Source organism: Streptomyces antimicrobicus, from assembly GCF_020532625.1.
Classification (GTDB): Bacteria; Actinomycetota; Actinomycetes; order Streptomycetales; family Streptomycetaceae; genus Streptomyces; species Streptomyces antimicrobicus.
On the sequence record NZ_JAJAUY010000020.1, the window covers coordinates 50,956 to 67,749 of the forward strand.

Consider the following 16,794-nt stretch of genomic DNA (forward strand, 5'->3'; position numbering starts at 1 on the left):
GGAGCGGGCCTTTTTCCTGGCCGAGAACGGGGACGTTTATGCATGTCGCAGAAATACCGGAAAAGGTGCGCAATGGACATCTGACGTTCCTGCGCGTCAGCCGTGGGAGAAGGCCTTCCCCGAGGTGCGCCACCAGATCCCGGTGCGCGACCGGACCCGGATGACCCTGATGTTCGCCGAGGCGCCCGACCGTCTGCACTGGGTCCACCACTCCCCCTGTGGCGAACAGCACATCGTCGGGCGGCCCGGCGAGCCCGTGACCCTGACCGTCCACCGGCCCGCGTGGTGGCCGCACGACGCCGACCGCCCGGTCAGGGGCGCGGCCCCGCTGCCCGACGGGTCCGTCCTGCACGCCACGCCCACCGCGCTGCACGTGCACCGGACCGATTCCGGTTCCCGCCGGCTGGGGCCCGCCCCGGACGGCACGGCGGCCCTGTGCTTCGACCCGGCCGACGGCACCGTCTTCTGCTTCACCGGCCCGGACACCATGAGCACGTTCCGGCTCACCGGCTCCGGACCCGCCGACTACGTCCTCACGCCCACCGGGAGCGCCCGCGTCGGCTCGCTCTGGCCGGACCCGGGGTCGGGCTCCCGGTGACGGACATGGGCCGGGCCCGGTACCCCGCAGGGAACCGGGCCCGGCCCAGAAGGTCGACCGAGGATCGATCGGTCGATCAGTTGTCGTCCTCGTCGATCAGGAAGCCCCGCATCGGCGAGGGCGCCTGCTGCATCGGCTGCGGCGCGGCCGGCCGGACCGGAGCCATCGGCTGGGTCATCGCCGGGGACATCTGCTGCTGGCCACCGTAGGAGGGACCGCCGCCCATCGGGGACGGGGCACCCATCGGGGACGGGCCGCCCATGCTGTGGCCCATGGCACCGGCCGGGGCCATCGACGGCGCCGGGGACGGCGGCAGCGAGGCGGTGGCCGGAGTGCGCGGCGGGGCGAGGGAGTCGTCGGCCTGGGTCTCCAGCTGGCGCAGCTGCGACTCCAGGTAGGACTTCAGACGCGTCCGGTACTCGCGCTCGAAGCCCCGCAGGTCCTCGACCTTGCGCTCCAGCGTGGCGCGGGCGGACTCCAGGGAGCCCATCGCGACGCGGTGCTTCTCCTGGGCGTCCCGCTCCAGGGCGTCGGCCTTGGCGCGCGCGTCGCGCTCCAGGCCCTCGGCGCGCGAACGGGCCTCGCCGACGATCTTGTTGGCCTCGGAACGGGCCTCCGCGATCGCCTGGTCGGCGGTCTGCTGGGCGAGGGAGAGGACGCGCGCGGCGCTGTCGCCACCGGGGCCCTGCTGCGGCATGCCCATGGGCTGGCCCATCGGCTGCATCTGCTGACCCATGGGCTGCCCCATGGGCTGACCCATCGGCTGGCCGAGCTGGTTCTGACCACCCATGCTGTGCTGCATGGGGCCGCCCATCGGGCCGGGGCCCTGGGGACCGTGACCCTGCGGACCGTGACCACCGGGACCGGCCGGCAGCTGGGGCGCGCCGCCCGGCAGCTGCGGCGGACCCATCTGGGGCTGCTGCGGCGGGCCGGATATGGCGGCCGGCACCGGGGCGCCCGGACCGCGCTGGTCCTGCGGCTCCGGCTTGCGCATACCCTGCTGCTGCTGGTTCTGGGCGGCGGCGCGCGTCGCGGCGGCCAGCTTCGCCCGCAGGTCCTCGTTCTCGCGCAGCAGGCGCGTCAGTTCGGCCTCGACCTCGTCGAGAAAGGCATCGACCTCGTCCTCGTCGTAGCCTTCTCGGAGGCGGACGGTCGTGAACTGCTTGTTCCGCACGTCCTCGGGGGTCAGCGGCATGTCTTCTTCACCTCTACGTAGTCGTCGGCAGTCGGCAAGACCAAATCGTTCACACGCTTCTCGCAGCTGTGCTCACGAGACTGATCAAGATGTAAACGATGATCATCAGAACGAAGAAGGACAGGTCGAGTGCCACGCCCCCGAGGCGTAGCGGCGGGATGAACCGCCGCAGAAGCTTCAGCGGTGGATCGGTGACAGTGTAGGTGGCCTCAAGAACGACCACCATCGCCTTCCCGGGTTGCCATGACCGCGCGAACTGGAAGACGTAGTCCATGACCAGCCGGAAGATCAGCACGATGAGGAAGCACACCAAAGCGATGTAGACCACCTGCAGTGCGACGCCCATCCCGTGCTTCCCTCTCCCCTTGCCCTCGTGATCCGGTTCAGCTCTGGTTGAAGAACCCGCCCTCCGCAATGCGGGCCTTGTCCTCCGCCGTGACATCGACGTTAGCAGGAGACAGCAGAAACACCTTCTGTGTCACGCGCTCAATGCTGCCGTGCAGACCGAACACGAGACCGGCCGCGAAGTCGACCAGACGCTTGGCGTCCGTGTCGTCCATCTCGGTCAGGTTCATGATCACCGGAGTGCCCTCACGGAAGTGTTCCCCGATGGTACGGGCCTCGTTGTAGGTCCGGGGGTGAAGCGTCGTGATGCGGTACGGCTCCCGCTCGGACACGACCTTGGGCATGATCACGGGGGCGTTCTTCTCCAGGTTCGGGCGTTCAGGTGTGATGGATGCCACGGGGGCGATTCGGGCGGGTCGTCCGTTTTCTACCGACAACGGAACGGGGTCGCGCTGCGCGGGAGGCTGAACGGCTCGTACCGGTTCGTCCGTTACGGGCGGTTGGTGCACCGGCTGGGGCCGGCGGTCCCGCTCCCGGACCCGCTCGGGTTCCGGTTCGGGCTCGAACTCGTCATCGGGGTCGTATCCGGGGTTGTCGTACCGGTCGTCCTCCACGAGGCCGAGGTAGACCGCCATCTTGCGCATCGCGCCGGCCATTCTCCGAGTCCTCCGCTCTGGGGTGGATCGCCCTGCCGCCGATGTCCGTTGTCACCAAAGTCACCAACTGCCCACGATCCACGCGGTCCGCCCCGCCCGTCAGCGGGAATGACCATATTTTCTGCTGTGGTCCGACTTTCTTCGCGACGTTACCCGAGCCGGGGTCTCGCGCCGAGTACCGCAGTACCGACGCGCACATGTGTCGCACCCGCCATGACCGCCTGTTCCAGGTCGGAGCTCATACCGGCCGACACCATCGTGGCAGCCGGATGGTCCGCGCGCAGGCGGGATGACAATTCCATCAGGCGCTCGAAGGCGGCCTGTTCGCGCCCCGCGTACGGTCCGGCCAGGGGCGCGACGGTCATCAGGCCGTCGAGCCGCAGTCCGGGGGCCGCGGCCACCTGGTCCGCCAACTCCCCGAGCAGGTCGGGCGCCGCGCCGCCGCGCTCGCCCCGCTCCCCCGACTCGGCGTCGAGCGCGATCTGCACCAGGCACCCGAGCTCCCGGCCGGCCTTCTGCGCGGCGCCCGAGAGGGCGGTCACCAGCCGGGACCGGTCGACGGACTGCACGACATGCGCATATCCCGCCACGGAACGGACCTTGTTGGTCTGCAACTGACCGACGAAGTGCCAGGTGAGCGGCAGATCCGCGCAGGCCGCCGCCTTCGGCGCGGCGTCCTGGTCGCGATTCTCCGCCACATGACGGACCCCCAGGTCCGCCAGCAGACGTACGTCGCTCGCGGGGTAGGTCTTGGTGACGACGATGAGCGTCACCTCGTCCCGCGCCCGCCCGGCCGCGGCGCACGCGGACGCGATGCGCTCCTCCACCACCGCCAGGTTCGCGGCGAGTTCGGCCTTACGATCCGTCATCACTTGGGTCCAACCAGACATATCCGGCAAGCCGCCCGGTCACCCGGTCACGGCGGTACGAGAAGTGGTCCCGCGACTCCAGCGTGCAGACGGGGGAGAAAGAGGTGTCCACCACCCCCAGCCCCGCGAGCTGCGCGTGCACCCCGGCGACCACGTCGACGGCGGGGGTGCCCCAGCTGGTCTCGCCGTACGCGGCGGGGACCACCTCGGCGACCGCGGCCCGCATCTCCTCGGGCACTTCGTAGCAGCGCCCGCAGACCGCCGGGCCGGTACGGGCCACGATCCGGGCGGGCTCGGCGCCGAGCGAGACCATCGCCGCCACGGCGGCGGGGACCACTCCGGCGACCAGTCCGGGCCGGCCGGCGTGGGCGGCGGCCGCGACCCCGGCGACGGGGTCGGCCATCAGGACCGGTACGCAGTCGGCGGTGAGGACCGCGAGGGCGAGCCCCCGGCGGGCGGTCACCACCGCGTCGACGGCGGGGACCTCTGCGCCGAGCGGCCAGGGGCCGTCGACCACGGCCACGTCCCGGCCGTGCACCTGGTTCATCCAGACGACGCGGTCCGGGTCGAGGCCCAGGAACCGGGCGGCACGCGCCCGGTTCTCCTGTACGGAGGCGGGGTCGTCACCGACCGCTCCGCCGAGGTTGAGCTCCTCGTACGGAACGGCGCTCACCCCGCCCCACCTGTCGGTGAAGGCGAAGTGCGCGCCGTCCACGGTGTGCTGCTGTCCTATCGTCACTTCAAGAAGTCCGGAACATCCAGTTCCTCGGCCGGGCTGTCCTGGTACGGCCGGGTGGTCGGGATCTGCGGGGCGGTGGTGGCCGGAGCGACCGGGACCTCGGCGACCGGGGCCGGCTCGGCCGGGGCCGGGGGCTCCTCGCGGGGGGTCACGGTGCCCAGTCCGCCGAACGCCGGCCGGACCGGCTCGGGCGTGCGGGCCGGAGCCGGGGGCTCCTCGCGCTTGGTGGACGCGGCGCCGATGACGTTGTCCCGGCGGGCCGGGGGCTGGCCGCCGTCGAAGCCGGCGGCGATGACGGTGACGCGCACCTCGTCGCCGAGGGCGTCGTCGATGACGGCGCCGAAGATGATGTTCGCCTCGGGGTGGGCGGCCTCGCTGACCAGCTGGGCGGCCTCGTTGATCTCGAAGAGACCGAGGTCGGATCCGCCGGAGATGGACAGCAGCACACCGCGGGCGCCGTCGATGGAGGCCTCCAGCAGCGGCGAGGAGATCGCCATCTCGGCGGCGGCCACCGCGCGGTCGTCCCCGCGGGCCGAGCCGATGCCCATGAGCGCCGAGCCGGCCTCGGACATCACGGACTTGACGTCGGCGAAGTCGAGGTTGATCAGGCCCGGGGTGGTGATGAGGTCGGTGATGCCCTGGACGCCGCTCAGCAGCACCTGGTCGGCCGACTTGAAGGCGTCGAGCACCGAGACCTGGCGGTCCGAGATGGACAGCAGCCGGTCGTTGGGGATGACGATGAGGGTGTCGACCTCTTCGCGGAGCTCGGCGATGCCGTCCTCCGCCTGGTTCGCCCGACGGCGGCCCTCGAAGGTGAAGGGCCGGGTGACCACACCGATCGTCAGGGCGCCCAGGGAGCGGGCGATGTTGGCCACGACGGGCGCGCCGCCGGTGCCGGTGCCGCCGCCCTCGCCGGCGGTGACGAAGACCATGTCGGCCCCCTTGAGGACCTCCTCGATCTCCTCGCGGTGGTCCTCTGCCGCCTTGCGTCCGACGGCCGGGTTGGCGCCGGCGCCGAGGCCGCGGGTCAGTTCCCGGCCGACGTCGAGCTTGACGTCGGCGTCGCTCATCAACAGCGCCTGGGCGTCGGTGTTGATGGCGATGAACTCGACGCCCTTGAGACCGACCTCGATCATTCGGTTGATGGCATTGACACCACCGCCGCCGACACCGATGACCTTGATGACTGCGAGGTAGTTCTGCGGTGCTGCCACGTCGAAGGCCTCTCGCCTCGATTACGTGTCGTCGCCCCGCGGGCCTGCGGTGCGCCGACTGATGCCGAAATGTGGGACGGTCCGAACGCGCCGACCCGAACCCTCACCCTTAAGTTTAGGGTTAGGGATGTGCCTGTTCCTCGGGACTCTCCGGACAGGACACTAAGTCGACAAGTAGCGCGTGTTCAACGAACACGCCGAACCTCCCGTTTTTCTTTTCACCCTATGTGATCACCCATATCGCTGGCCAACCAGGGTGCGCCGCTGTTCGACCGGACGTCAACTCCCGGACACGGCAGGGGAGCTGGGGGCGCTCACGTCGAAGTGGTCAGCCTTGGGCGCGGCTTTCAGCAAGGCGGTCAGCGCCCGCGCCTTGGCGGCCCCCTGTTCGGAACTCCCCCACACCACGTTGCGCCCGCCGGCCAACTCCAGCACGACCGAGTCGTACGAGGACACCTTGACCCGCGCGGTCTGCCTGGCCACGGCCTCGGGGAGGTCGCCGGCGATCGTCACGGCCTCGTGCAGCAGCCGTTCCTCGTCGAAGCGGCGGGCGCTCGGGGAGTGCTGCGCGGACAGTTCCAGGACGGGGACCCCGGCGGGCGCCCGTCCGACCGTGTCGAACCGCACACCGGACGCGTCCACTTCGACGAAGCCCGTGCCCTTTCGGATGAGCAGGACGGGTTTGCGTTCCGTCACTTTCAGCCCGATCGCGTTCGGCCAGGACCGCACCACATCGACCGAATCGATGCGGGGCAGCCGGCCGCGCAGCCGGGTCGCGACCGCGTCGGTGTCCACCGACACCAGGGGCTCCCCGACGGGCACCTCGGCGGCGGCGAGCACCTGCGCCGGGGTGAGCACATCGGTGCCGCCGGCGGTGACCTTCTCCACCCGCAGCCAGTCGGACCCGTACAGCACCCAACTGCCGCCGCCCGCCAGGACGACGACGGCGGCGGCCAGCAACGCCGGCACCCGGCCCCGGCGCGGTCGCGCACCGGGGCCCTGCGGGCCGGACCTCTTGGACGGCTTCGCCGTCGGTTTCGCTCCGGCCACGTCGGTGCCTCCTGCGTGTGTGCTGGCCCGGCTCAGCGGGCTCGGTGAGCCGCTACCGCCTCGTACACCATGGCGACGAGCAGGTCGTCGGCGTCGCGGCGGCCGAACTCGGCGGCGGCCCGGGACATCTCGTAGAGCCGGTGCCGGTCGGCGAGCACCGGCAGGACCTGGCTCTGCACCCACTCGGGGGTCAGCTCCGCGTCGTCCACGAGCAGACCGCCACCGGCCTTGACCACCGGCTGGGCGTTCAGCCGCTGTTCGCCGTTGCCGATCGGCAGCGGGACGTAGGCGGCGGGCAGCCCGACGGCGGACAGCTCGGCCACGGTCATGGCCCCCGCGCGGCACAGCATCATGTCGGCGGCGGCGTAGGCCAGATCCATCCGGTCCAGGTACGGTACCGGGACGTACGGCGGCATCCCGGGCATGTTGTCGACACGCGGGACCTCGTTCTTCGGGCCGACCGCGTGCAGGATCTGGATCCCGGAGCGCTGGAGGGTCGGCGCGATGGCCTGGACGACCTCGTTGAGCCGGCGCGCGCCCTGCGAACCGCCGGACACCAGCAGCGTCGGCAGGTTGGGGTCGAGGCCGAACGCCGCGCGGGCCTCCGGGCGGGCCGCCGCGCGGTCCAGGGTGGCGATGGAGCGGCGCAGCGGGATGCCGATGTAGCGGGCGCCCCGCAGCTTGCTCTCGGGCGTGGAGACGGCCACGACGTCCGCGTAGCGGGAGCCGATCTTGTTGGCCAGGCCCGGCCGGGCGTTGGCCTCGTGGACCACGATCGGCACGCCGAGCCGCTTGGCGGCCAGGTAGCCGGGCAGGGCCACGTAGCCGCCGAAGCCGACGACGCAGTCGGCCTTGGTGCGCTCCAGGATCTGCTCGGCCGCCTTGATGGTGCCGCGCAAGCGGCCGGGGACCGTGATCAGCTCGGGGGTGGGCTTGCGGGGCAGCGGCACGGCCGGGATCAGCCCCAGCTCGTAGCCCCGCTCCGGCACCAGACGGGTCTCCAGCCCGCGCTCCGTGCCGAGGGCAGTGATGCCCACGGACGGGTCATGCCTGCGCAGGGCGTCCGCGAGGGCGAGCGCCGGCTCGATGTGGCCGGCGGTCCCCCCACCGGCGAGTACGACATGCACCGAAATTCACCGCTCTCCGGACGGACGCCTACTGACGCGCCGTCTCATCGACTTACCAATCAGCCTCGCCCGCTTCCAGCCGAACCTCGGCTGCCGCATCGCGAGCGCCGCGCGCGCGGCGGGCTCCTCCCGCGCGAAGGCGATGAGCAGTCCGACCGCGAACATGGTCGGCAGCAGGGCGGAACCACCGTAGGAGAACAGCGGGAGGGGGACTCCGGCGATCGGCAGCAGACCGAGCACCGCACCGATGTTGATCACGGCCTGCGCCGTGATCCAGGTGGTCACGCCTCCCGCGGCATACCTGACGAAGGAATCCTCCGAGCGTCCGGCCACGCGGATACCCGCATAGCCTAGAGCCGCGAACAGGGCGAGTACCGACAGCGTCCCCGCCAGTCCCAGTTCCTCCCCGGTGATGGCGAAGATGAAGTCGGTATGGGCTTCGGGTAGTTGCCCCCATTTTTCCACACTCGCACCCAGACCGGAACCGAACCATCCGCCGGAGGCGAGGGCGTAGATCCCGTGTACGGCCTGCCAGCACATGTCGTTTTTGCCCGGATCGGTGGCGCCGAGGCAGGCGAGCCGCTCCATGCGGTGCGGGCTGGTCCTGATGAGCACGGCCACGATCACACCCGCGAACGCGAGCACCCCGACGAACAGCCGGGTCGGCGCTCCGGCCAGCCAGAGCAGGCCGAACAGGATGGCGCCCAGGATCATCGCGGTGCCCATGTCGCCGCCCAGCATGATGAGGCCGAGCAGCAGGAAGGCGACCGGGACCAGCGGCACCAGGAGGTGCTTCCACTGGCTCAGCAGGCCCTTGTCGCCCTTGCGGGCCAGCAGGTCGGCGCCCCACAGGATGAGCGCCAGCTTGCCGAACTCGCTGGGCTGGAGCATGAAGGGGCCGCCGAGCGAGATCCAGTTCTGGTTGCCGTTGATGGACTTCCCTATCCCGGGGACCTGCACCAGGATCATCAGGAACAGCGTCGCGGCGAGCACCGGGTACGACAGCGCCCGGTGCAGCTTGACCGGCATCCGGGAGGCGACCAGCAGCAGTCCGGTGCCCAGCAGGGCGGCGACGAACTGCTTCTTGAAGAAGTAGGCGTCGCCGAGGCCCAACTGGAGCGCCTTGATCATGGACGCCGAGTAGACCATCACCAGACCGAGCACGGTGATGAGCAGGGCGCTGCCGAAAATCAGGTAATACGCGGTGAGGGGCCGGTCCCAGGCCCGGCGCAACTTCCGCTGCGTGCGCCGCACCTGCTCCAGGGGCCCGCGTCCGGCGGGCCCCTTCGGCTTCGGTACGGGACGCCAGCGGGCCGGCGGCCGCGCCGAGGACGGCCGCCGCCCGGACAGGACTTGCTTGGCCGGCATCTGTGTCTTCCCCTCCACTCCTGCGAGCAGCCGGTCAGACAGGGCCCCTGCCCTGGACCCGGGCGACCTAGGCGCTCTCCGCGGCCAGTTGGCGCACCGCGTCGGCGAACGCGTCTCCGCGCTTGTTGTAGTTCGCGAACATGTCCATCGAGGCACAGGCAGGTGCCAGCAGGACGGTGTCGCCGGGCTCCGCGAGCCGCGCCGCTTCCCGGACCGCGGCGAGCATCGCCTCAGTGTCGGTCCGGTCGAGGTCCACGACCGGGACCTCGGGCGCGTGTCGCGCCAGCGCGTCGCGGATCAGCGCCCGGTCGGCGCCGATCAGGACCGCGCCGCGCAGCCGCCCCACCGCGCCCTTCACCAGCTCGTCGAAGGTCGCGCCCTTGGCCAGGCCGCCGGCGATCCAGACGACCGGCTCGTAGGCGGCCAGCGACGCCTGGGCGGCGTGGGTGTTGGTCGCCTTGGAGTCGTCGACGTACGCGACCCCGCCGACGTCGGCGACGTGCGCGATGCGGTGCGCGTCGGGCCGGAAGGCCCGCAGGCCGTCCCGGACCGCGCGGGGTGCGACGCCGAAGGCGCGGGCCAGGGCGGCGGCGGCCAGGGCGTTGGCGATGTTGTGCGGGGCGGGCGGGTGGACGTCCTCGACGTGCGCCAGCTCCTGGGCGTTCTTCTGCCGGTTCTGGACGAACGCCCGGTCGACCAGGATGCCGTCGACCACGCCCAGCATGGACGGGCCGGGGGCGCCGAGGGTGAAGCCGATGGCCCGGCAGCCCTCGACGACGTCGGCCTCCTCCACCAGCCGCTCGGTGGCGGGGTCGGCGACGTTGTAGACGCAGGCGACCGTGTTGCCCTCGTAGATCCGGCCCTTGTCGGCGGCGTACGCCTCCATGGAGCCGTGCCAGTCGAGGTGGTCGGGGGCCAGGTTGAGCACGGCGGCCGAGTGGGCGCGGACGGAGGGCGCCCAGTGCAGCTGGTAGCTGGAGAGCTCGACGGCCAGGACGTCGTACTCCTCGTCCCCGAGGACCACGTCGATGATCGGCGTGCCGATGTTGCCGACGGCGGCCGTGCGCAGCCCCTCGGCCTCCAGGATCGAGGCCAGCATCTGCGTCGTGGTGGTCTTGCCGTTGGTCCCGGTGATCGCGAGCCACTCGGCGGGCTTGCGCCCGTCGGTGCCGCGCAGCCGCCAGGCGATCTCGACGTCGCCGACCACGTCCACTCCGGCCGCGGCGGCGGCCGTGAACAGCGGGCTGTCGGGCTTCCAGCCCGGCGAGGTCACCACCAGCTCGGTGCCCTCCGGCAGGACGTCCCCGGCCCGGGAGCCGTCGGCGAGGTGGCCGAGGCGGACCTCGATGCCCTGCTCGGCGAGCTCCGCGGCGCGGGCCCGGTGGGCGTCGCCGTCGCCGTTGTCGACGACGGTCACGACCGCGCCGAGGCCGGCCAGGGCGCGGGCGGCGCTGATGCCGCTCACGCCCAGGCCGGCGACGGTGACGCGCTGGCCCTGCCAGTCCTGCGGGGTGCTCACTTGTCGGCCGCCCATCCGGCGTAGAACAGACCCAGACCCACGATCACGCACATGCCCTGGATGATCCAGAAGCGGACCACGACCAGGACCTCGGACCAGCCCTTGAGCTCGAAGTGGTGCTGGAGGGGAGCCATCCGGAAGACCCGCTTGCCGGTGAGCCGGAAGGAGCCGACCTGGATGACCACGGACATGGTGATGAGGACGAAGAGGCCGCCCAGCAGCGCGAGCAGCAGCTCGGTGCGGGAGCAGATGGCCAGGCCCGCGAGCGCGCCGCCGAGGGCGAGCGAGCCGGTGTCACCCATGAAGATCTTGGCCGGCGAGGTGTTCCACCACAGGAAGCCGAAGCAGGCACCCATGAGGGCGGAGGCCACGACCGCGAGGTCGAGTGGGTCGCGGACCTCGAAACAGGCCGCCGGGTTGGTCAGCGTGGCCGCGTTGGCGCAGGACTCCTGGAACTGCCAGACGCCGATGAAGGTGTAGGCGCCGAAGACCATCACGGAGGCGCCGGTGGCCAGACCGTCGAGGCCGTCGGTCAGGTTCACGCCGTTGGACATCGCCAGGATCATGAACAGCGCCCAGACGACGAACAGCACCGGGCCGATGGACCAGCCGAAGTCCGTGACGAACGACAGCTTGGTGGACGCCGGGGTGTTGCCGCGGATGTCCTTGAACTGCAGGGCGAGCACCGCGAAGGCGACGCCGACGATCAGCTGCCCGGCCATCTTCGCCTTGGCCCGCAGACCCAGCGAACGCTGCTTGACGATCTTGATGTAGTCGTCGAGGAAGCCGACGAGGCCCATGCCCGCCATCAGGAAGAGCACGAGCAGACCCGAGAACGACGGCTCGCTGCCGGTCAGCACCTTCGTCAGGGCGTACGCGATGAGCGTCGCCAGGATGAAGGAGATGCCGCCCATGGTGGGCGTGCCCTTCTTCCCCAGGTGGCCGCGCGGACCGTCGTCGCGGATGAACTGGCCGTAGCCCTTGCGGGCCAGCAGCTTGATCAGCAGCGGGGTGCCGATGACGGTCAGGAACATACCGATGACACCCGCGAACAGGATCTGCCTCATCGGCCGGCGACCTCGCCTTCGAGCAGCGCCTGCGCGACCCGCTCCAGACCGGCCGACCTGGATGCCTTCACCAGCACGACGTCTCCCGGGCGCAGTTCACTGCGCAACAGGTCGACCGCCGCCTGCGCGTCGGACACGAGCACCGACTCCTCACCCCACGAACCCTCGTTATATGCGCCCAGTTGCAGCCAGGACGCTTCCCTGCCCCCGACTGCCACGAGCTTGCTCACGTTGAGCCGGACGACAAGTCGCCCGACCGCGTCGTGCTCGGCCAGCGAGTCGTCCCCGAGCTCGGCCATGGGACCGAGCACCGCCCACGTACGCCCCCCCTTCGCCTGGGCGGAGCCGCCCATCGCGGCCAGCGCGCGCAGTGCGGCCCGCATGGACTCGGGGTTCGCGTTGTAGGCGTCGTTGACGACCGTCACGCCGTCGGCCCGCTCGGTGACCTCCATCCGCCAACGGGACAGCGTGCCCGCCGCGGAGAGCGCGGTGGCGATCTCGTCGACGGACATGCCCAGCACATGGGCGACGGCGGCCGCGGCGAGCGCGTTCGACACGTGGTGCTCACCGTACAGCCGCAAGGTCACGTCGCTGCACCCGGTGGGTGTGTGCAATGTGAAGGACGGCTGTCCCTGGGGCGTCATCCGGACTTCGGTGGCGCGTACGTCGGCGTCCTCGGCCTCGCCGAACAGCACGGTACGGGCCTTGGTCCGGGCGGACATGGCGCGCACCAGCAGGTCGTCGGCGTTGAGGACGGCGACCCCGCCCTCGGCCGCGCTCGGCAGGGCCTCGACCAGCTCGCCCTTGGCCTGGGCGATGGCCTCGCGGCCGCCGAACTCGCCGATGTGGGCGCTGCCGACGTTGAGCACGAGGCCGATCCGGGGCGGGGTGAGCCGGGTGAGGTAGCGGATGTGGCCGATGCCGCGGGCGCCCATCTCCAGCACCAGGTGGCGGGTCTCCGCGGTGGCGCGCAGGGTCGTGACCGGCAGGCCGATCTCGTTGTTGAGGTTCCCCGGCGTCCACACGGTCGGCGCGTGGTGCTGGAGGACCTGGGCGATGAGGTCCTTGGTGGAGGTCTTGCCGGCCGAGCCGGTCAGGGCCACCACGTCGGTGCCGATCCGCTCGACGACGGCCCCGGCCAGGGCGCCGAGAGCGGCGACCACGTCGTCCACGACGACGGCGGGGACCCCGACGGGGCGGGTGGCCAGCACCGCGCGGGCGCCGGCGGCGACCGCGGCGGCGGCGTAGTCGTGGCCGTCGACGCGCTCGCCGGCGAAGGCGGCGAACAGGCTGCCGTCCTCCACCTCCCGGGAGTCGATCACGACGGGACCGGTGACCTGCGCGGTCGGATCCGGTATGTCGTGGAGCTGCCCGCCGGTGATGTCGGCGATCTCGGCGAGGGAGAGGGGGATCACGGGGTGGTCACCTCGGCCTGGGGGGCGTGGAATCGGTCGGCGTGCCGCTGCGCGGCCTCGATGGCGGCGCGCAGGACGGCGCGGTCGTCGAAGGGACGGACGACGCCGGCGGTCTCCTGGCCCTGTTCGTGGCCCTTGCCGGCGACGAGCACGGTGTCGCCGGGCTCGGCCCGGGCCACGGCGGCCGCGACGGCGGCGGCGCGGTCGGCGTCCACGAGGACGGTGCCCCGCTCGGCGGGCGGCACGGAGACGGCGCCTTCGAACATGGCCGCGAGGATCGCGAGGGGGTCCTCGGAGCGCGGGTTGTCGGAGGTCAGCACGGCCGTGTCGGCGTACCGGGCGGCGGCGGCGCCCATCGGGGCGCGTTTGGTGGTGTCGCGGTCGCCGCCGCAGCCGAGCACGACGTGCAGCTTGCCGGTGGTGACCTCGCGCAGCGCCCGCAGGACGGAGACGACCGCGTCGGTCTTGTGCGCGTAGTCGACGACGGCGAGGAACGGCTGGCCCGCGTCGACCCGCTCCAGCCGGCCGGGGACGCCCGGGACGGCGGCGACGCCGTCGGCGGCGGCCTGCGCGTCCAGGCCCGCGGTGACGAGCGTGACGATCGCCGCGACGGTGTTGGCGACGTTGAACGGGCCGGGCAGCGGGGCCTTGGCGCGCACCCGCCGGCCCTCGGGCCCGACCAGGGTCAAGGTGGAGTCCATGTGGCCGCTGGCCACGTCCTCGGCGCGCCAGTCGGCGGCCGGGTCGCCCGCGGCGGAGAAGGTGACGACGGGGATGCCGGACTCCTTGGCGAGCCGGCGGCCGTACTCGTCGTCGATGTTGACCACGCCGACGCGGGCCCGGGCCGGGGTGAACAACCGGGCCTTGGCCTGGAAGTAGTCCTCCATGTCGGAGTGGAACTCCATGTGCTCCGGGCTGAGGTTGTTGAAGACGGCGACGTCGAAGACGCAGCCGTCGACCCGGCCCAGCACCAGGGCGTGGCTGGAGACCTCCATGGCCACGGCCTCGACGCCGCGCTCGCGCATGACGGCGAACAGGGCCTGGAGGTCGGTGGCCTCGGGGGTGGTGCGCTCGGACTTGATGCGCTCGTCGCCGATGCGCATCTCGACGGTGCCGACCAGTCCGGTGGCCCGGCCGGCCCCGCGCAGGCCGCCCTCGACGAGGTAGGCGGTGGTGGTCTTGCCGGAGGTGCCCGTGATGCCGATCTGGAGCAGTGCCTCACCCGGCCGGCCGTAGATCTCGGCGGCGAGCTCCCCCATCCGGCCGCGCGGGTCGGCGACGGTGAGCACAGGCAGGCCGGTCGCGGCGGCGCGGTCGGCGCCCGCCGGATCGGTCAGCACCGCGGCGGCGCCCCGCTGCGCGGCCTGGGCGGCGAAGTCCGCGCCGTGCACGCGGGCGCCGGGCAGGGCCGCGTACAGGTCGCCGGGACGCACCGCACGGGAGTCGTGCGTGATGCCGGTGATCGTCGCGTCGGCCACGGGAGCCTGGCCGCCCAGCAGGGCGGCGAGCTCGCCGAGCGGGGTCGGGCGCGGGCTGCGGGGCCGCGGCGCGCCCGGCGGCGTTGCCGGGGCGTCGTTCTGGGTCGTTCTGGGCTGATCAGCGTGGGGCACGGCGGTGAGCGTACCGGGCGTGGCGCCGCTGTCGCGAAGTGAGGGGGCTGCCGACGGGCCGGCGGTGGGGCCGGCGAGCGGCCGGTTCCCGGGATTCGGGGTGATCGTTGTCACTGCTGGTGCCTCACGCTCGTGGTGGTCACTGACCCGGTTGCGGGGTGGGCTGCTGGGTGGGCTGCGGGCCCGGGTCGAAGGTGACGGGCAGACCGGCGGGTGCGGTTCCCGTGGGGGCGACCTGGAGGGTCTTCAGGGCGAACTCCATGACCTTCTTGTAGATGGGGCCGCAGATCTGGCCGCCGAAGTAGCTGCCCTTGGTGGGGTTCTGGATGGCGCAGTACACGGTGACGCGCGGGGCGTCGGCGGGCGCGAAACCGGCGAAGGAGGCGGTGTAGCCCTTGTAGCGGCCGGTGGCCGGATCCACCCGGTTGGACGTGCCGGTCTTGCCGCCGACCCGGTAGCCGGGGATCCGCGCCTTGGTGCCGGTGCCCTCCTCGTCGTCCACGACGGACTCCAGCATCCCGGCCAGGGTCCTGGCCGTCTCCTCGCTGATCACGCGGGACTTGGCGGGGGCCGGGGCGGGTGTGAAGCGGCCGTCGGGGCCCTTGGTGCCGCGGACCAGGGTGGGGGTGATGCGCACGCCGCCGTTGGCGATGGTCGAGTAGACGCTGGCCGCCTGCACGGCGTTGAGGGACAGGCCCTGGCCGAAAGGAATCGTGTACTGCTGGGAGGTGGACCACTTCTCGGGCTCGGCCAGGATGCCGCGGGACTCGCCGGGGTAGCCGAGTCCGGTGGGCTGGCCGATGCCGAACTTGGTCAGGTACGAGTACAGGATCCGGTTCGCCTCGCCCTGGGTCCCGCCGAGCTGCCCGGTGGCCAGGATCGTGCCGATGTTGGAGGACTTGGCCAGCACCCCGTTGAGGGTCAGGTACCAGGTGGGGTGGTCCACGTCGTCCTTGAACAGCCGGTCGCCGCGGTGGAGCCGGTTGGGGACGGTGACATGGGTGAGCGGGGTGGCCTTCTTCTCCTCCAGCACGGCGGCCATCGACATCACCTTGGCCGTCGAGCCGGGCTCGTAGACGTCCTGGAGGGCGGCGTTGCCCATGGCGGCGGAGCGGGCCTTGGTGAGGTCGTTGGGGTCGAAGCCGGGGGCGTTGGCCATCGCGAGGATCTCGCCGGTGCGGGTGTCCTGGACGATGACGTAGCCGCGGTCGGCGCCGGACTTCTCGACCTGCTCGGTGATGGCGCTCTGCGCGGCCCACTGGATGTCGCGGTCGATGGTCAGCTCGACGTCGTCGCCGGGCACGGCGGGTTCCTCGCGGGAGCCGGCGGTGGGCACCTGGCGGCCGCCGGCCTGGGCGTAGGTGATCTCGCCGTCCTTGCCGGCCAGCTTCCTGTCCAGAGCGGACTCCAGCCCTCCGGCGCCCTTGCCCTCGGCGTTGACGTAGCCCAGTATCCCGGCGGCGAGCGTGCCGTTGGGGTACACCCGCTTGCTGCTGGGCTCCTGGAAGACACCGGCGAGCACGTTGGCGCCCGGGCCGTTGTTCTTCTTGTCGGCCTGCGCCTTCTCGGCGAAGACCCGCTTGAGGTCCTTGATCTGGTTCCAGACCTGGGGGGTCTGGCGGCGGGCGAGGACGACGTAGCGGGTGTTCTTGCGCAGCCGGTCGGCGATCTCCGCGGGGTCCTTGTCGAGGATCGGCGCGAGGAGGGCGGCGGCCTGCTCGGGGGCGTCCGGGGCCTTGCTCTCCTTCGGCGTGAACATCGAGGGGTCGGCGGTGATGTCGTACGCGTCCACGCTCGTGGCCAGGGCGACGCCCTTGCGATCGGTGATGTCCCCGCGCTCGGCGGCCAGGGTGTAGTTGGCGTACCGGTTCTTCGAGGCCTCGGCCGAGTACGCGGAGGCGTCCACGGCCTGCACCTGGAGCAGCCGGACCACGAAGACCAGCATGACCAGGGTCAGCCCGACGCCGACCAGCCGCAGCCGGGGCCGGGGGTTGCCGAGCTTGATGGTGTGCGGGGCGCGGG

General features: G+C 71.8%; 15 protein-coding genes. 1 reads left to right on the top strand and 14 read right to left on the bottom strand.

Translation table 11 applies throughout. The annotated features are described in order from the left end of the window. Positions 1–124: 124 nt before the first annotated feature. Positions 125–598 (top strand): hypothetical protein, encoded by a 474-nt coding sequence (locus tag LG632_RS08165; RefSeq protein WP_226726179.1) that lies wholly within the window; start codon positions 125–127, stop codon positions 596–598. 76 nt (positions 599–674) lie between these two features. On the opposite strand, the gene LG632_RS08170 is transcribed toward LG632_RS08165, so the two are convergent. The 14 genes from LG632_RS08170 to LG632_RS08235 form a co-directional block, all read right to left on the bottom strand. Then, positions 675–1,793: a DivIVA domain-containing protein gene (locus tag LG632_RS08170; RefSeq protein ID WP_226726180.1), complete on the bottom strand. Its 1,119-nt coding sequence runs from the start codon at positions 1,791–1,793 to the stop codon at positions 675–677. A 49-nt stretch (positions 1,794–1,842) separates the two neighbouring features. Then, on the bottom strand, positions 1,843–2,139 hold the full coding sequence (locus LG632_RS08175; RefSeq protein WP_125642321.1) for a YggT family protein: 297 nt from the start codon (positions 2,137–2,139) through the stop codon (positions 1,843–1,845). A gap of 37 nt (positions 2,140–2,176) precedes the next feature. Further along, entirely contained in the window at positions 2,177–2,794 is a 618-nt protein-coding gene (locus tag LG632_RS08180; protein ID WP_226726181.1) for a cell division protein SepF, read from the bottom strand. 149 nt (positions 2,795–2,943) lie between these two features. Then, a complete protein-coding gene (locus LG632_RS08185) occupies positions 2,944–3,663 on the bottom strand; it encodes a YggS family pyridoxal phosphate-dependent enzyme (RefSeq protein WP_226726182.1) in 720 nt (239 codons plus the stop codon). Then, positions 3,650–4,402: a peptidoglycan editing factor PgeF gene (gene pgeF / locus LG632_RS08190; RefSeq protein WP_226726183.1), complete on the bottom strand. Its 753-nt coding sequence runs from the start codon at positions 4,400–4,402 to the stop codon at positions 3,650–3,652. Before pgeF ends, LG632_RS08185 begins: the two co-directional genes overlap by 14 nt. Beyond that, positions 4,399–5,616, bottom strand: coding sequence for a cell division protein FtsZ (gene ftsZ, locus LG632_RS08195; RefSeq protein ID WP_226726184.1), 1,218 nt, complete (start codon positions 5,614–5,616; stop codon positions 4,399–4,401). The genes pgeF and ftsZ overlap by 4 nt, the downstream gene beginning before the upstream one ends. A 279-nt stretch (positions 5,617–5,895) precedes the next feature. Continuing rightward, a complete protein-coding gene (locus LG632_RS08200) occupies positions 5,896–6,666 on the bottom strand; it encodes a cell division protein FtsQ/DivIB (RefSeq protein WP_374203428.1) in 771 nt (256 codons plus the stop codon). A 32-nt stretch (positions 6,667–6,698) separates the two neighbouring features. Then, positions 6,699–7,793, bottom strand: a complete 1,095-nt coding sequence (murG, locus tag LG632_RS08205) for an undecaprenyldiphospho-muramoylpentapeptide beta-N-acetylglucosaminyltransferase (protein WP_226726185.1) — start codon at positions 7,791–7,793, stop codon at positions 6,699–6,701. 6 nt (positions 7,794–7,799) lie between these two features. Then, positions 7,800–9,161, bottom strand: a complete 1,362-nt coding sequence (gene ftsW, locus LG632_RS08210; protein WP_226726186.1) for a putative lipid II flippase FtsW — start codon at positions 9,159–9,161, stop codon at positions 7,800–7,802. A 67-nt stretch (positions 9,162–9,228) separates the two neighbouring features. Then, positions 9,229–10,695, bottom strand: coding sequence for a UDP-N-acetylmuramoyl-L-alanine--D-glutamate ligase (gene murD / locus LG632_RS08215; RefSeq protein ID WP_226726187.1), 1,467 nt, complete (start codon positions 10,693–10,695; stop codon positions 9,229–9,231). Then, positions 10,677–11,747: a phospho-N-acetylmuramoyl-pentapeptide-transferase gene (mraY, locus tag LG632_RS08220; RefSeq protein WP_226726188.1), complete on the bottom strand. Its 1,071-nt coding sequence runs from the start codon at positions 11,745–11,747 to the stop codon at positions 10,677–10,679. The genes murD and mraY overlap by 19 nt, the downstream gene beginning before the upstream one ends. After that, positions 11,744–13,162: a UDP-N-acetylmuramoyl-tripeptide--D-alanyl-D-alanine ligase gene (locus LG632_RS08225; RefSeq protein ID WP_226726189.1), complete on the bottom strand. Its 1,419-nt coding sequence runs from the start codon at positions 13,160–13,162 to the stop codon at positions 11,744–11,746. The genes mraY and LG632_RS08225 overlap by 4 nt, the downstream gene beginning before the upstream one ends. Beyond that, a complete protein-coding gene (locus tag LG632_RS08230) occupies positions 13,159–14,886 on the bottom strand; it encodes a UDP-N-acetylmuramoyl-L-alanyl-D-glutamate--2,6-diaminopimelate ligase (RefSeq protein WP_226726190.1) in 1,728 nt (575 codons plus the stop codon). The genes LG632_RS08225 and LG632_RS08230 overlap by 4 nt, the downstream gene beginning before the upstream one ends. Before the next feature lie 25 nt (positions 14,887–14,911). Continuing rightward, positions 14,912–16,794, bottom strand: a 1,883-nt coding sequence (locus LG632_RS08235) for a peptidoglycan D,D-transpeptidase FtsI family protein (protein ID WP_226726191.1), incomplete at its 5' end; no start/stop codon positions are given.

What these genes read in the sequence shown, in the direction of transcription:
- LG632_RS08180 (WP_226726181.1), bottom strand. Translation starts at nt 2,794, where the DNA reads ATGGCCGGCGCGATGCGCAAGATGGCGGTCTACCTCGGCCTCGTGGAG.
- LG632_RS08185 (WP_226726182.1), bottom strand. Translation starts at nt 3,663, where the DNA reads ATGACGGATCGTAAGGCCGAACTCGCCGCGAACCTGGCGGTGGTGGAG.
- murD (WP_226726187.1), bottom strand. Translation starts at nt 10,695, where the DNA reads ATGGGCGGCCGACAAGTGAGCACCCCGCAGGACTGGCAGGGCCAGCGC.
- LG632_RS08175 (WP_125642321.1), bottom strand. Translation starts at nt 2,139, where the DNA reads ATGGGCGTCGCACTGCAGGTGGTCTACATCGCTTTGGTGTGCTTCCTC.
- mraY (WP_226726188.1), bottom strand. Translation starts at nt 11,747, where the DNA reads ATGAGGCAGATCCTGTTCGCGGGTGTCATCGGTATGTTCCTGACCGTC.
- ftsW (WP_226726186.1), bottom strand. Translation starts at nt 9,161, where the DNA reads ATGCCGGCCAAGCAAGTCCTGTCCGGGCGGCGGCCGTCCTCGGCGCGG.
- LG632_RS08170 (WP_226726180.1), bottom strand. Translation starts at nt 1,793, where the DNA reads ATGCCGCTGACCCCCGAGGACGTGCGGAACAAGCAGTTCACGACCGTC.